A 14872-nucleotide genomic window follows, 5' to 3' on the forward strand; every position below is an offset into this window, starting at 1 on the left:
GTCTCACGGATGCTCCAGCAGTCACCCACAAGGCAATAATAAAGGCGACCCGATTAGGTCGCCTTTTGCGTTTCTAGTATGCGTTTTGTCCGCGAGTTATTTACATAGCAGGCGTGAGAGCACGGCTATTTCACTGTCAGCACACGCATGGTGTTGGTCGAGCCAATCACTTCCATCTGATCGCCTTGGGTCATGATCACTTGGTCTCCCTCGGCCAAAAAGCCACCTTCTTTTAAGGTTTGCAGGGCGCGCTCCGCCACTTGCAAGCCGGCACCGCTGTCACTGTCAAAATACACCGGGGTAACACCACGATAGAGTGCGGCACGGTTAAGCGTATGTTCATGACGCGATAACGCGAAAATCGGCTTACCGGATGAAATACGTGACATCATCAAGGCTGTGCGGCCCGATTCGGTCAGCGACACCATGGCTTTGACGCCTTTCATATGGTTTGCCGCATACATGGTGGCCATAGAGACAGTTTCTTCTTGGCTATCAAACTGACGGTCGAGACGGTGGTTTGAGATATTGACCGACGGCATCTTCTCAGCACCGATACAGACTTCGGCCATTGAGCGTACCGTCTCCAGTGGATACTGACCCGCGGCTGTTTCTGCTGATAGCATCACCGCATCGGTACCATCGAGCACGGCATTGGCCACGTCCATGACCTCTGCACGGGTGGGCATTGGTGCGGTTATCATTGATTCCATCATCTGGGTGGCGGTGATCACCAAACGGTTCATGCTGCGCGCGCGGCGAATGAGCTGCTTTTGTACCCCAACCAATTCTGGGTCGCCAATTTCCACACCAAGATCACCGCGCGCCACCATCACCACATCAGACGCTTCAATAATGTCGTCGATACTCTCATCACTAACCACGGTTTCGGCACGTTCTACTTTGGCCACCAAACGCGCATCCAAGCCAGCGTCGCGCGCCAAAGAGCGGGCATAGTGCATATCTTGGCCGTTGCGCGGGAAGGAGATCGCTAAGAAGTCGACGCCAATTTTGGCGGCAGTCAGAATGTCTTGCTTGTCTTTTTCCGTCAGTGCAGGGGCAGACAGGCCTCCGCCTTTTTTATTGATCCCTTTGTTGTTAGAGAGCTTGCCGCCTACCGTGACTTCGGTATGCACTTTGGCCCCTTCAACCGCCAGTACCTTGAGCTGTACGCGGCCATCATCGAGCAGCAGAATATCGCCATTGGTGACGTCCTGAGGCAGGGCTTTATAATCAAGGCCGACCGCGTCTTGGTCGCCCATGCCAGGCGAGAGCTCGCCATCTAACGTGAACTTATCGCCAACGGAGAGAGTGATGGCACCGTCTTTAAAGGTCGAAACACGGATTTTAGGACCTTGCAAATCACCCAAAATACCCACGTGGCGGCCAAGTCGCGCCGCAATCGCGCGCACTTGATCGGCGCGTTTAATATGGTCTTCCGCACTGCCGTGAGAGAAGTTGAGGCGAACGACGTTAGCACCGGCGACAATAATTGACTCCAACACACTGTCTTTGTCGGTGGCAGGGCCTAATGTGGTAACAATCTTCGTTCTTCTCAGTTTTGCAGACATGATTAACTCCTATATACAGGGTGATGTTTTAAGGGATAGTGCAGAAAGGGCAACATCACCGCCAAGTCTGGATTCGACGACATGCTGACATCAGTGTAGCGCATCAAAAACGTCGAAAAGATGACACAAAAAAGGAGTGCCAACGCACTCCTTTTAGTTAGGTCAGGGATTCTTTATGAAAGCGTGAATCGCGAATGGCTTCTTTGACACGCTTCAAGTTATCTCTAAATCCTGGGCCACGGCGAAGCGTGAAGCCTGTTGCTAGCACGTCGATAACCGTCATTTGCACGACCCGGCTTGCCATTGGCATATATTCGTCCGTGTCTTCCGGCACATCGAGCTGGATGGTGTGGGAACACACTTTATCTAGCGGCGAGTCGCGTTGCGTGATGCCGATAACAGTGGCACCGTTTTCACGCGCTAAATTAGCCACATCAACCAAGCTTTTGGTACGCCCTGTGTGTGAAATCATCACCACCACATCGCCATCATTACAGTTAATACAGCTCATTCGTTGCATCACGATGTCGTTAAAGCACACCACCGGAATGTTAAAACGGAAGAACTTGTTTTGCGCGTCATGCGCGACCGATGCGGATGCGCCCAACCCGAAAAAGGCGATTTTTTTCGCCTGGGTTAGCATGTCGACCGCGCGGTTAATTTGGTGCGTGTCGATGCTGTTTTTCGCTACATCCAAACAGGCCATGGTTGACTCAAAAATCTTCGCCGTGTAAGCATCCGCACCATCGTTCTCTTCAACGTTGCGGTTCACATACGGGGTGCCGTTGGCCAAGCTTTGTGCCAAGTGAAGTTTAAAGTCCGGGAAGCCTTTGGTATCTAGGCGACGACAAAAACGGTTAACCGTTGGCTCGCTCACATCAGCCATCTTTGCCAAAGTCGCAATACTCGAGTGAATAGCGGTTTGAGGGGAGGCGACAATGATTTCAGCAACTTTTCTTTCAGATTTGCTGAAGTTTTCAAGATTTTTTTGTATTTTTTCCAGAGTATTCATCTGAGTTACCGCTTACGTTCAAGACCAAAGTTAAAAAACTGTCGCTCGATGAGAGCGAGCATCAATGAAGTGTTAAGTGCGTCATTCACCACGGCTTTTGACTGCCGTTTAGTAACAGATAGTCTATCCTCTCGCGGATTGTAATGACATTATTATGACTATCTGAGCATAAAAACTTTGTCACCATTCACGCTTTTAGTTATTTCCTTACATAATTAAGGAATATATTTACAGCGCGAAATAAATAAATGGTCAAAAATCAGCCGAATTGGGTGGTGTTAACCATTACATTGAAAAATAATTACGTAACCCTAGGTAATCATAAGGAGCGCGTGTGTCAGGATTGAAAGTTGGAATTTGTGGATGTGGTTGGTTGGGTCAACCGCTGGCGTCACACCTACTTGGCGCTGGACACCACGTGGTGGGGACCAAACGTGAGCCAGCCTCGGCGCAAGCATTGAGCGAGACGCTGGCGACCACCGTGGTGCCGTTTGATGTGATGGCGCCGGATTATCAATCAGCGGCGGCATTGCTCGAGACTGACATCGTGGTGATCAATATCGCGGCGGGGCGTCGTCACGCCGACTTTGATGCATACCGCGATGCCATGTGCGCGTTTATCGACCGCCTGGCCCAAGAAGGCGTTGAGCATGTGTTCTTTATCAGCACCACCTCTGTATACGGGGAGCTTAAAGGGCAGGTGACCGAGCACACCGCGACCGCCGCCGCCACGGCGTCAGGCAAAGCACACGAACATATCGAAGCGCATCTGCGCGAAACGTATGGAGAGAAAGGAACAATCATGCGGCTCGCGGGGTTGATTGGCGGTGCGCGTCATCCTTCAACTATGCTCGCGGGTCGACAAGGCTTATCAGGCGGCAATGAGCCGGTAAACTTGATCCACCGCAGTGATGTGATGGCGGCGATCAGTGCGATTATCCATCAGCGTCAATGGGGTCACACCTTTCATCTGTGCGCGGAGCTGCACCCAGCGAAAAGTGTGTACTACGGCTGGGCAGCGCGTGAAATGGGTTTGACACCGCCTGAGTATCAGCCAAGTGCAGGCGATGGTAAATGGATTGATGCCTCGCAGACGCTATCGCAACTGGGACTTAACTTACGTTATGCCTCACCGTATCAAATGATCGCAGATGGTCAGGTGACTTCGGACGACCCAGCCCCAAAATAAAAAAAGCCCACACAAGGTGGGCAAAAATAAAGGTAGAGACAAACAAACTCTAAAGTAAGTAGAAAAAGCAGCAGCAGGTCGGAAAGAAAGATGAATCATGCTCCCTCACGTTCTGAGGGGGATAAGGCATTTCTTACCGATGCACCCATTAGGACTGGGCGAATTTAAAGAAGTTCCTACAAATTAAAAAAAGTCGTGATATTTAATCAATAGGCGATGTAGATGTGACGCTTGTCTCATAAATGGGGGCAATTAATGCCGCCATCTCACGCTATTGCAACACAGGTATTGCAATAGCGTGAGATGGCCTAGCGTGTCACCGACGTCGGGTTAGGCGGCCCATTGCCGTTGCTTGAGCCATTGGAACAATCCACCCAACGCCACCAAGCAAAGCCCAAGGCCAATAAAGGACAATGCTCGCATCAGCCCCTCTAAACTTGCCATATCAACCAGGAACACTTTTAGGATCACTAGCGCCAACACCGCCATTGCGCCCTGCTGTACCCGTACCGATTGCTGCCAGTAGCCACCCAGCAAGCTCAAACTCCCTATTGCCAACCATACCAATGAGTAGGTATACAGCTCTGCATGTGAGGTCAATTGCGACAGGGCAATGGTATCGCCTTGCCAAGTCTGACGGATCAAACCGTTAACCAGCAAAAAAACAAACACCGCGGCACAGGTGCTGGCCGCTGTTTGCACTCGGGCTTTTGGCAAGGGTAGCGATGGATATCCCCATTTCGCTAACCACACACAAGCGAGCAAAGGAACGCCCCACCAAGGCCAGAGTAAACTGGCAAGTGGCGAGTCACCAATCGAGACCCTCTCAACGTATGGGTTATGCTCGAAAAAGAGAATAAATTGGGTGAGTGCACTTAAGACTAAGAGGGCGATGCCGCCGATACGGTACAAAAACGCGAACGTCTGCGCGGCGCGAGCACGATAAAGATACACACACGCCAATAATAACCAGTTCATGCTCATGACCACCGCGCCAGAAACCGAGTACATCACGCTGGTCAGCCCTTGAAGATCACATAGCCACAGTGTTGCACTTGTGAGCCACAGTGCGGCGAGTTGCAGTTGTGCGCCAGTGAGCCAAGCGGGCAATGTGTGGTTTTGGGCCCAGCGCTGACCAACATAAATCAACAGCCCAAGCGACGGATAAAGCCATAATGTGTCTGGCAGTGATGCCATATGATGGGTGGAGAGCAATAACAAGGTCGCGCGCGCGAGCACCACGCTGAGCAATGCTTGGATCACCCAATTGGCGAGCGCTATCCGGTATTGATGGGTGAGCCAAAGCATCACCACTGCTTGCGCGGTCAAGGCCAAGGTCAGAGCGTAATCGCTCAGCAGCAACGTTAACGCGAGCGCCAGGTGGGCATTGACGCCACACCAAAGGCTCAATCGAGCCAGAACATGGGCCTGATCGGTACCTTTAAAATGACGAGTAAAGGCCGCTAACACCGCGCCGCCACCGGCGAGGCAAGCCGCCCATAACGGTGCGCTAGACGCGTACGCAAGCGTTCCGCCCCAAAACGCGCCTGTCACCTTCGCATTAAGGCTCACCATGAAGGGCGTGGCTAGGCACGCTAGCCAGATAAAATGGATACGTTGCGGTGACCGTTTACCTAGGGCTAAGCCATAGAGCAGGGTAATGACACCCATCCCCAAGCCAACCTGCTGGGCAAGCGGGTCGCGGGCAAGATCACCGAACCATAACCAGAGGGCGACCCAAGCTAAGCCCAGCACTGGCCACGCATCCCAGCGTGCGGAGAAAAGCGGCGCGAGATAAAGCCATGCCACCAATGCGGCCATCAATGGCATCCCGACTGTAAACGGTAAAGAAAACGCTGCAGTAGAGGCAATAAACATTATTGCCAGCATCAGCCAAGTATCGAGTGCGTGATGATGCCAAGCTCGAATATCGACAAGGGTGCGCCAAGACAGTGGCGCGTCAGATGTTGGTTTGAGTAACCACCCCAACGTTGGTACCGCGACTAATAGGTACACAGAGCCGAGGGCAAACCCGGTAACGATAAGCAATGGCACCGAAAAATGCGCAAAAGCAAACAGCCAAGCAAGGTGCACCCCCCACAAGCTATACCATAGCCATCGGCGCTCGACGCGCTGAGCCACATAGGTGATGGCGGCGGCGACGAGCAAGAAATAACTGGCGAGCAACCCGTAGCTGGGGGTGGCACTGGTAGAGAACAATGGCGCGCCATACGCCCCGATGAGCCCGACCACGGTCAGTAACGGACCAAATCTAAGCCCGTAGAAGGTGGCAGCGAGCGAAATCAGCGCCAGCATCACGACGGCGACTGGCTCGGAAATAAACTGATAGGGCGTCGCCGCCATCAAGGTCAGGCCAAACAAGCTGATAAAGCCCGCGCTCGCAATCGCAGCCGGCACATAGCTCGGCCAATCAATTTGCGTATACCGGCGCAACTTATCGTGCAGCCATTCACTGCCAACAATCAAGCCGACGCCAAACAGCGTTCCCAAGCCAAGACGGGCCAAAGGAGGAAAATAACCTTCACTGATCAGGTAAGAAATTAAGAAAAGTCCGCCAAGGGTAAAAATACCGGCGCCACTCCAAACCAGCCACTGTTGCTTCGCGCGCTCAAGCCAAGCGAGACGATGACGGTTATCGCCTGATGATTGCGCGTCAGAGGCRGTATGGGCGGAGTTGGTTGCGACCGGCTCTGCAACACTGGGCTCTGTGTTAGATGGCGCATGCTGGGTCGATGTGGCAAGCGCTTCCTGCGTTAATGGGTGGCTATCACGCGATACCATAGCCGCGTCTGTATCGCGGCCAGCCTCAACCGGCTCTGTGTGAACCTCAGCCGTGAGGTTGGCATGAGTGGACGTCGGCATCGCGTCAGCGTCCGCTTTCGATTGCAACTGGGAAAGGGTATGGCGCACTTCCGAGAGCTCTCGATTGAGTGCGTTGACTTTGAATAGGGCCGAGAGGCCACAAATACCACCAATGAGCATCACCAAACTGGCGACAAACACTAAGAGGAGTAAGGATTCCATATCGCGTTAACCAAGCCCGTTGTCACTAAATGCGTGCACACTGTACAGCGAGGCCGAATGAATTGGCGTAATGGCGACAAGAAAAGTCAAAACTTGGGAGCAAGTGCATAAAAAAGCCCACAAGCAAACGGCGAGTGGGCATAGAAGAAAAGTCTTCTAGAAAAAGCAGTGGCACAAGGTGTGACTACCAGAAATGCGAATGGGTTCCCACTTTTGTTCAAAAAAAGCACAGCCATGGCTGAGAGCGTGGCAGAGCTGGCTGCTTAACCATTTTTATTCAACGCGTTACATAGTCAGCCAAGCGCGCAAAACGTCATCATGATTTACCAAACAATATACGGTCATGCAGCAAACGCGGGTATAAACCCACCTGGTCGCTGTCTCGGCGAAATCACTCAATAATGTGATGTTACTCATGCGATGCGTGCGTGTTTCAGGCTTGTTAAAATCCATGTCTGGGTATAAAGTTAAACAAGCGTTTAATACAGGTGAATGAACAATGGCAGGACGAGGCGACACCAAAGCAAAAATTCTGGATGCCGCGGAGCAGCTCTTCGCCGAGCACGGGTTTAAAGAAACGTCGTTACGCACGATTACCAGCAAGGCTGGCGTTAACCTTGCCTCAGTGAACTATCACTTTGGCGACAAAAAATCACTGGTGCGTGCCGTGCTCGGACGCTACCTCGAAGCGTTTATGCCAGCGCTCGGTGAGCAGCTGCAAGCGCTCTTAGTGCGGCCAGATTGCACGATGGAACAAGTGTTCTCATGCGCAAAACAGCCAGTGCTTGCGCTTGATGCGTATCGGCCACATGGTGCAGCCACCTTCATGCAACTGATTGGCCGCGGTTATACCGATGTACAAGGCCATTTACGTTGGTTTATCACCACCCGTTACGAACACGTGCTGTCGCTGTTTAACCAAGCGGTACGCAAAGCCAACCCCGCACTGACGTCAGAGGCGGTGTTTTGGCATTTACACTTCACCCTTGGGGCGGCCATTTTCACCATGGCGTCCAGCGAAGCGTTGCGTGATATTGCCGAAAACGATTTTGGTCGCACCCTTGATACTGAAGCGATCGTTGACCGCTTAATTCCGTATCTAGCAGCAGGGATGAACGCCAAACCCGCGGCAATGGCACCACAGGGGCAAGTGCTCGCCTTCGCGACGGAGTCACAAGCGGAGTAGGGCAATCAAAACACATCAAGCGAGGGTGCGATGCGTCCCGCTTATTTGAACCACTCAGCGCAGCGACAGGTGTATCACGGTGCGTGAAGTGCAATGTAAAAACCCGTTCTGGTCGCACAATAACAGTAAAAAGAGTGCAACCATGATCAACAAAAGGACCTGAATCATGAGCTCTCAAACTTCATTACGTCGTTCACTGGTGAGTGATAAAGCGTTTACTTTCTTCAAAAAAGTGCTGCCACCGTTATCCGCCACTGAGCGTGAAGCGATGGAAGCCGGCAGTGTGTGGTGGGACGGTGAACTGTTTTCCGGATCGCCGAACTGGAAAACCTTGCACCAATATGGCAAGCCGGCGTTAAGCGCGGAAGAGCAATCGTTTATCGATAATCAGCTAGAAACCCTCCTGGCGATGTTGGATGATTTTAAAATTGTCCAAGAGCAAAAAGATCTGCCGGAAGAAGTCTGGGATTATCTGAAAAAAGAGCGCTTTTTCTCGCTGATCATTCCCAAAGAATACGGTGGCCTCGCGTTCTCGGCGCTTGCCAACTCTACCATCGTATCGCGCATTGCCACCCGTAGCTTAAGCGCAGCGGTGACCGTGATGGTGCCTAACTCACTGGGGCCGGGTGAACTGCTGACCCATTATGGTACCCAAAACCAGCGAGACTACTGGCTGCCACGCTTGGCCGATGGCCGTGAAGTGCCGTGCTTTGGCCTAACTGGCCCAGAAGCAGGCTCCGATGCTGGGAGTATTCCAGACCGTGGCGTGGTGTGCATGGGTGAACACAATGGTGAACAAGTGCTGGGGATCCGCTTAAGCTGGAACAAACGCTACATTACTTTGGCCCCCGTGGCGACCGTGGTGGGCTTGGCGTTTAAACTGGGCGATCCAGACGGCCTGCTGGGGGACAAAAAAGAGCTTGGCATCACCTGTGCCCTGGTCCCCGCAGAACACCCTGGCGTTGAAATTGGCGATCGTCACAATCCGCTCAACATGGCATTTATGAACGGCACCACCAAGGGCGAGGATGTCTTTATCCCGATTGATTGGGTCATCGGCGGCAAAGACTACGTTGGCCGTGGTTGGCGCATGCTGGTGGAGTGTCTGTCAGCCGGTCGAGGGATCTCGTTACCCGCACTGGGGACGGCGGTAGGGCATCTCGCCACCCGTACCACAGGCGCTTACAGTTATGTGCGTAAACAATTTGGTATGCACATTGGCCGCTTTGAAGGGGTAGCAGAAGCCCTAGGCCGCATGGGCGGGTTGAACTACTTAATTGAATCGACCCGCACCCTGACCACCACCGCGCTTGATCAGGGAGAAAAACCGGCGATCATCACCGCGATTTCCAAATATCACATGACCGAAATTGCGCGCACCATCTTGAATGATTCGATGGATGTGCACGCGGGTCGTGCGATTCAGTTGGGACCCCTAAACTACATCGGCCATCATTACTTCGGTATTCCGGTGGCAATCACGGTGGAAGGCGCGAATATTCTTACCCGCAACCTAATGATCTTTGGTCAGGGGGCGACCCGTTGCCATCCTTACGTGCTTAAAGAGATGGAAGCGGCGGCGAACCCAGACCAAGAGGCCGGCGCCCAAGCGTTTGATAAATTGCTGTTTAAACACATTGGCCATGCCACTAAAAATAGTGTGATGGGTCTGGTCAACGCGCTGACCGGATCGCTGACCAACCGCGCGCCGGTGAGTGGCGAGACGGCTAAATACTATCGTCACCTTACCCGCATGAGTCGTGCACTGGCGGTGACCACCGATGTCGCAATGTTGTCTCTTGGCGGTGAGCTGAAACGCCGAGAAATGCTGTCCGCGCGTCTGGGGGATGTTCTGAGCCACCTTTATATGGCGTCGGCAACGTTGAAGCGCTACGAAGATGAAGGCCGTCCGAGCCAAGATCTGCCGATGGTGCACTATGCGCTGCAATATTGCCTAGCCCAGTGTGCCAAAGCGTTTGATGGGGCCTTTAATAACTTCCCTGCCAAAGGGGTGGGCCGCAGCCTACGTGTGCTCTTGTTCCCGCTCGGCATGCACTACAAAATGCCCTCTGACAAGCTGCTTAATCAGATTGCCGAGCAGTTAATGACACCGAGCGCAGAGCGCGACCGTTGGACGCACTTATGCTATGTGGGCGACAAAGCCGACGATCCGGTGGCGGTGATGGAGCGTGCGTTTACTGCGATGTGGGCGTGTCGTGACACCGAAAAAGCCCTGATCAAAGCGGTGAAAGCCAAGCAGATTGATGGCAAAGCCAGCTTGGCGGATCGCTCGCAACAAGCGGTTGAGCAAAACCTCATTACTGCCGAAGCGCGTGACAAACTGCTAGAGGCTGATGCGCTGCGTGCTTATGCGGTACAAGTGGATGACTTTAAAGCCGAATGGTTTACCTCCAGCCAGCTAGAAGGCGGTGCCATTGCCAAGCCCAATCCAAGCAAAGCGGCATAAAGGTCGCTAACTTGCGCGAAAAAGCGTCTGCACCTCGCAGGCGCTTTTTTATTGGCGCTGACACTTGGGGCCACAGTGCTGAGATCTTGCCCACTATTCTTGCCTGCAACACCTCCAACCACTGGGTATTTTTGCCCTTTTTCCGTAAAAGGGGATGCATAGGCAGGCGTTAGTATTTATCCTAGCCTCAATTTTGTGAGGGACGTTGAATATGATCATCAAACCTAAAATTCGTGGATTTATCTGTACGACGACACATCCCGTTGGTTGTGAAGCTAACGTAAAAGAGCAAATTGACTACACCAAAGCGCAAGGCCCGATTGCCAATGCGCCTAAGCGTGTACTGGTTGTGGGTGCCTCCAGCGGCTATGGCTTGTCCTCACGCATTGCGGCAGCCTTTGGCGGCGGCGCCGCAACCATTGGCGTGTTCTTTGAAAAACCAGGCACCGAGAAAAAGCCTGGCACCGCAGGTTGGTACAACTCAGCCGCATTCGACAAGTTTGCTAAGCAAGAAGGCCTGTATTCAAAAAGCCTCAATGGCGATGCCTTCTCGCATGAAGCCAAGCAAAAAACCATCGAGCTCATCAAACAAGATCTTGGTCAAATCGACATGGTGGTGTACTCGCTGGCCTCGCCAGTGCGTAAGCTACCTGACAGCGGCGAGCTGGTCCGCTCGTCACTGAAACCTATCGGTGAGACCTACACCTCAACCGCGGTAGACACCAACAAAGATGAAATCATCGAAGCCAGTGTTGAACCAGCCACCGAGCAAGAAATTCAAGACACTGTTACCGTGATGGGCGGCGAAGACTGGGAGCTTTGGATCAACGCCCTTAATGACGCCGGTGTCCTTGCTGAAGGCTGCAAAACTGTTGCTTACAGCTACATTGGTACAGAGCTTACCTGGCCAATCTACTGGGAAGGCGCGCTAGGTAAAGCGAAAATGGACTTAGACCGTGCTGCCAACGCGCTAAACCAAACACTTGCCGCCAAAGGCGGTAGCGCCAACGTGGCGGTACTCAAAAGCGTGGTCACCCAAGCCAGCTCAGCGATCCCGGTGATGCCGCTTTATATCGCCATGGTGTTCAAGAAAATGCGCGAAGAAGGCGTCCATGAGGGCTGCATGGAGCAAATCTATCGCATGTTTACTCAGCGCCTGTATCAAGCCGATGGCAGCGAGCCAGAGGTAGATAGCGAGCGTCGCTTGCGTTTAGACGACCTAGAGCTGCGCGAAGACATTCAGCAGCACTGTCGCGACCTGTGGCCACAGATCACCACAGAGAACCTCACTGAGCTGACCGACTACAACGAATACAAAGCCGAGTTCTTGAAGCTATTTGGCTTTGGCGTTGAAGGCGTCGACTACGACGCAGACGTGAGCCCGGTAGTGGAATTTGATGTCGAAAACATCTAAAACCGCCTAGCAAACACCCAAAAGAGGTCAGCCAAACGCTGGCCTCTTTTTTATTGGCTGAAAGCTAACCAAACGCACCCCAACTCATGGTTTTTTGCTTTACAAGCCAATCCCAACCCAATAATATACGCCGCGTTCCGGAGAGATGGCTGAGTGGTTGAAAGCACCGGTCTTGAAAACCGGCAAGGGTTAATAGCCCTTCTAGGGTTCAAATCCCTATCTCTCCGCCACATACCGAAAAGCCGCTGCGTAGTCAGCGGCTTTTTTGCGTTTATACTCCCGTAAATTTCTAAACTCTGACCCCGCCAACATTTTAGGCGATTCTGTCTAAACAGCTATTCTGCACTCTGGTACGCTAACCCTCAATATTTCTGCATCTTACATGGCCTTTTGGACGCCGCTAACCAACAGCGGTAGCGTGGGCGCTAAAGCAAATCCATTGGGTTTGTGCTATCCCACCTCGTTCCCACGCTCCTGCGTGGTAACGAGTTATGGATCAGTTTTGATCGTTGGGGTGAGTGTGAATGCCTGAGCCGAGATGAAAGTATGCACACTTTCACAGACAAGGTGATTGCTTCAAGCATTAAAAATGTTTTTAATCATAATCAGTTACATGAAAAAAAGCGCGTGTAACGGTTTTGACAAATCGAGTGCGCGCACTAATACAATGTTATGTATCTACGAGGAAATTTTGAAATTGAGCAATAAAATTGAACAAGAATATTTGAGTAAGCTATTAACTCCTCTAGAAGAAAATGCAATGCCAACTCTTAGCGAATATATTGCTGAGTTGGAGGCATTAGATATTGTATTAATGGGTGATGATGGTCGAATTGATCGTAAATTCGAAACACATCTGAGATACCTCAGCTCTAAACGAATGATTTCAAATGCTGATGGCCGTAGCGACCTCAAATCTATGGGTTTTGTTTTAGGTGCCGATGGTGGGCTTACTATTGTCGGTGACATTTATTTAATGAAAGTTGAACGGGAAGATATGCTGATGAGCCAACAAATTACTATTGGTACTATAAATAGTTCCCAAGTCCAAGTCGGAAACGAGAATAAACAAGTAACCAATATTAACATACAGGAATTAGTTGAAAAAGTTGCAGGTTCTAATGATCCCAAAGCCAAGATGCTACTCAAGGAATTACTTTCAAATAGTACAGTAGCAAGTGTTGTTGGCGCAGGAGTTTCTAGCTTACTCAGTTTGCTATAGCAACGATACATAACAAGAGCAACCAACAGACAAATTAATCGTGTAGGCTCTTAATTTGCTGCTGTTGCAAGCGTTATAGCGCAAGGCAATATTGGAGTTTGGTTTGAATAAAGGAGTGAAGAAAGAGATTCATCAAATTAGGAATATTTTGGCTAGTTTTGAGAAATCAGACTTTCATAGCATGACTAGCTTTTATCACTCTTCAGGCTTTCCAAATGGTTGCTGTGGAGATGCCACAGATTTGTTAGGCCTGTATTTATTGCAGTACCACAACTTAGACAGTGAGTATGTCTGTGGCAGTGGGCTAGGAGAAAATTTCAACCAGTCCCATGCATGGTTGGTGTGCAATGGCTATATCATTGATATTACAGCAGACCAATTCAACGAAGATGGTTATCAATTGCCTCCTGTTGTCATTGAAAAACAAAGCTCGTTTCACGAACTGTTTGATGAAACTACAAGTCGCAATACGAGTGTTAGTTACTTAAAAGGTACGGGTATTCCAAGCGTACTATCGAAAGTATTGTCAGTAATGCGCGCGTCGGAAGTTGCGCTATAACAAGTGCCTAAACCAAGGGAAGCAAAACAGCAGGCTTGCGCTCCTTCGTCGCTAATTTTAGCCTGCTATTTCGCGCCGGTTAGGCAAGCGTTATAAACAAGAGGAGATTTTCGATGGGAAGTAAGATCCCTGAAGCTAGGCTAGGATCTGGCAATCGTGTAGCTGCAACTGATTATGAGAATAAGCCCTATGGGGCTCTATTTTGTGCATCTCCTAGTTGTAGTGCACAGTTATCATTTGTGAAAAGGCATGATCGAAAATACGCCACTAAAACTGTAGAAATAGCACCATGTTTTCGATTAAAAAGAAATGAAGAACATAGTGCAAAATGTAAGTATAACATTGGTGGTCAGCTCAACATCATAGCTAAATCATCTGACTCTGCTGTCTTTTCCGCAATTGAGAAATCAAAATATGAGTTTCGACTTCATATTCTTCTTAAAGCACTATGGGAGTTGTCTAAACCTGAGATAGAAAACAAAGGAAAGGCTTGGGGTTCTTCGGGAGAGTCTGATAAGAAATACTCCAACAAAGGTAAACTAACCAACTATCTGAAAACATTGAAGCAAATACTTCAGTTGAGAGCACTATGTGAAGATAACAAAGAGCTGAAAAGTTTAGTAACGCTTAACTATCGGGGCAAGAAAGTTAGTTGGGAACGTTTCTACTTTGATCATGAGAACCTTCATAACTTTGTAAAGCACTATAAAGTTGGTGAATACACTATGCCTCTTGCCATTTCTGGGCATATTCATGAACTAAGAAAACCAACGAATGAGAAGTTCCCTTTTCATGTAGTAGAGCTAAATTCTCCATTTGTGGAACCTGATAAAAATGGAGTAATTAAGAAGCCAGTTCCACAAATTATTTTAAAAAATAGTTCATTGATTAAGTACATAGATCCATCAAAAGAATACATATTTTTCGGACGCTGGAAGCCTCGTGAAAGAAAACGTAGTGGCCGCAATGAGAACTCAAAGACGCAATGGGTATTTGAGAATATAGAGATGTACATAGACAACAAAGATCACTTCATCGAGTGCTAGTTTATGACAAACGCTTTAAGGCGGATTCACAACGCGTGGCATTCGTAGCTTGCAGTAAATTTAGTGATTTAGGTGGTTTGCAGAAACATTGTATTGCGTTGCTCACCACTTAAGCGGGCGTTAACTGCCTAGGTCGAGTCATAAATTTCGAGGAGAAGAGA

The 14872-nt window shown here is 50.3% G+C and carries 10 protein-coding genes and 1 tRNA gene; 8 read left to right on the forward strand and 3 right to left on the reverse strand.

Annotation, left to right across the window (positions count from 1 at the left end):
- Window positions 1-125 precede the first annotated feature (125 nt).
- The gene (gene pyk / locus BZG23_RS01810; RefSeq protein ID WP_077605959.1) at window positions 126-1571 is read right to left on the reverse strand and encodes a pyruvate kinase; all 1446 of its coding nucleotides are present in this window, start codon (window positions 1569-1571) and stop codon (window positions 126-128) included.
- 157 nt (window positions 1572-1728) lie between these two features.
- Window positions 1729-2583 (reverse strand): MurR/RpiR family transcriptional regulator, encoded by an 855-nt coding sequence (locus BZG23_RS01815; protein ID WP_046073477.1) that lies wholly within the window; start codon window positions 2581-2583, stop codon window positions 1729-1731.
- A gap of 334 nt (window positions 2584-2917) precedes the next feature.
- Here BZG23_RS01815 and BZG23_RS01820 point away from each other — a divergent pair, with 334 nt between their 5' ends.
- Window positions 2918-3772 carry an NAD(P)H-binding protein gene (locus BZG23_RS01820; protein ID WP_077605960.1) on the forward strand — a complete coding sequence of 285 codons (855 nt, stop codon included), beginning with the start codon at window positions 2918-2920 and terminating at the stop codon, window positions 3770-3772.
- 330 nt (window positions 3773-4102) lie between these two features.
- Here BZG23_RS01820 and BZG23_RS01825 read toward each other — a convergent pair whose 3' ends face one another.
- Window positions 4103-6817, reverse strand: coding sequence for a DUF2339 domain-containing protein (locus BZG23_RS01825; protein WP_077605961.1), 2715 nt, complete (start codon window positions 6815-6817; stop codon window positions 4103-4105).
- Between the two features lie 499 nt (window positions 6818-7316).
- On the opposite strand from BZG23_RS01825, the gene BZG23_RS01830 reads away from it, so the two are divergent.
- The 7 genes from BZG23_RS01830 to BZG23_RS01860 all read left to right on the forward strand — a co-directional run bounded on the left by BZG23_RS01830 (window position 7317) and on the right by BZG23_RS01860 (window position 14711).
- A complete protein-coding gene (locus BZG23_RS01830) occupies window positions 7317-8003 on the forward strand; it encodes a TetR/AcrR family transcriptional regulator (RefSeq protein ID WP_077605962.1) in 687 nt (228 codons plus the stop codon).
- A gap of 166 nt (window positions 8004-8169) precedes the next feature.
- Complete coding sequence (locus tag BZG23_RS01835) at window positions 8170-10470, forward strand: acyl-CoA dehydrogenase (RefSeq protein ID WP_077605963.1); 2301 nt, start codon at window positions 8170-8172, stop codon at window positions 10468-10470.
- Between the two features lie 211 nt (window positions 10471-10681).
- Window positions 10682-11884: an enoyl-ACP reductase FabV gene (gene fabV, locus BZG23_RS01840; RefSeq protein WP_077605964.1), complete on the forward strand. Its 1203-nt coding sequence runs from the start codon at window positions 10682-10684 to the stop codon at window positions 11882-11884.
- Window positions 11885-12023: 139 nt separating this feature from the next.
- A tRNA-Ser gene (locus BZG23_RS01845) sits at window positions 12024-12114 on the forward strand.
- 467 nt (window positions 12115-12581) lie between these two features.
- Window positions 12582-13106 carry a hypothetical protein gene (locus BZG23_RS01850; protein WP_241837167.1) on the forward strand — a complete coding sequence of 175 codons (525 nt, stop codon included), beginning with the start codon at window positions 12582-12584 and terminating at the stop codon, window positions 13104-13106.
- 103 nt (window positions 13107-13209) lie between these two features.
- Complete coding sequence (locus BZG23_RS01855; RefSeq protein ID WP_077606018.1) at window positions 13210-13665, forward strand: hypothetical protein; 456 nt, start codon at window positions 13210-13212, stop codon at window positions 13663-13665.
- A gap of 113 nt (window positions 13666-13778) precedes the next feature.
- Entirely contained in the window at window positions 13779-14711 is a 933-nt protein-coding gene (locus BZG23_RS01860) for a hypothetical protein (RefSeq protein ID WP_077605965.1), read from the forward strand.
- Window positions 14712-14872 lie beyond the last annotated feature (161 nt).

It is taken from the genome of Salinivibrio sp. ML290 (assembly GCF_001995695.1).
In the GTDB taxonomy this organism is placed as follows: domain Bacteria; phylum Pseudomonadota; class Gammaproteobacteria; order Enterobacterales; family Vibrionaceae; genus Salinivibrio; species Salinivibrio siamensis.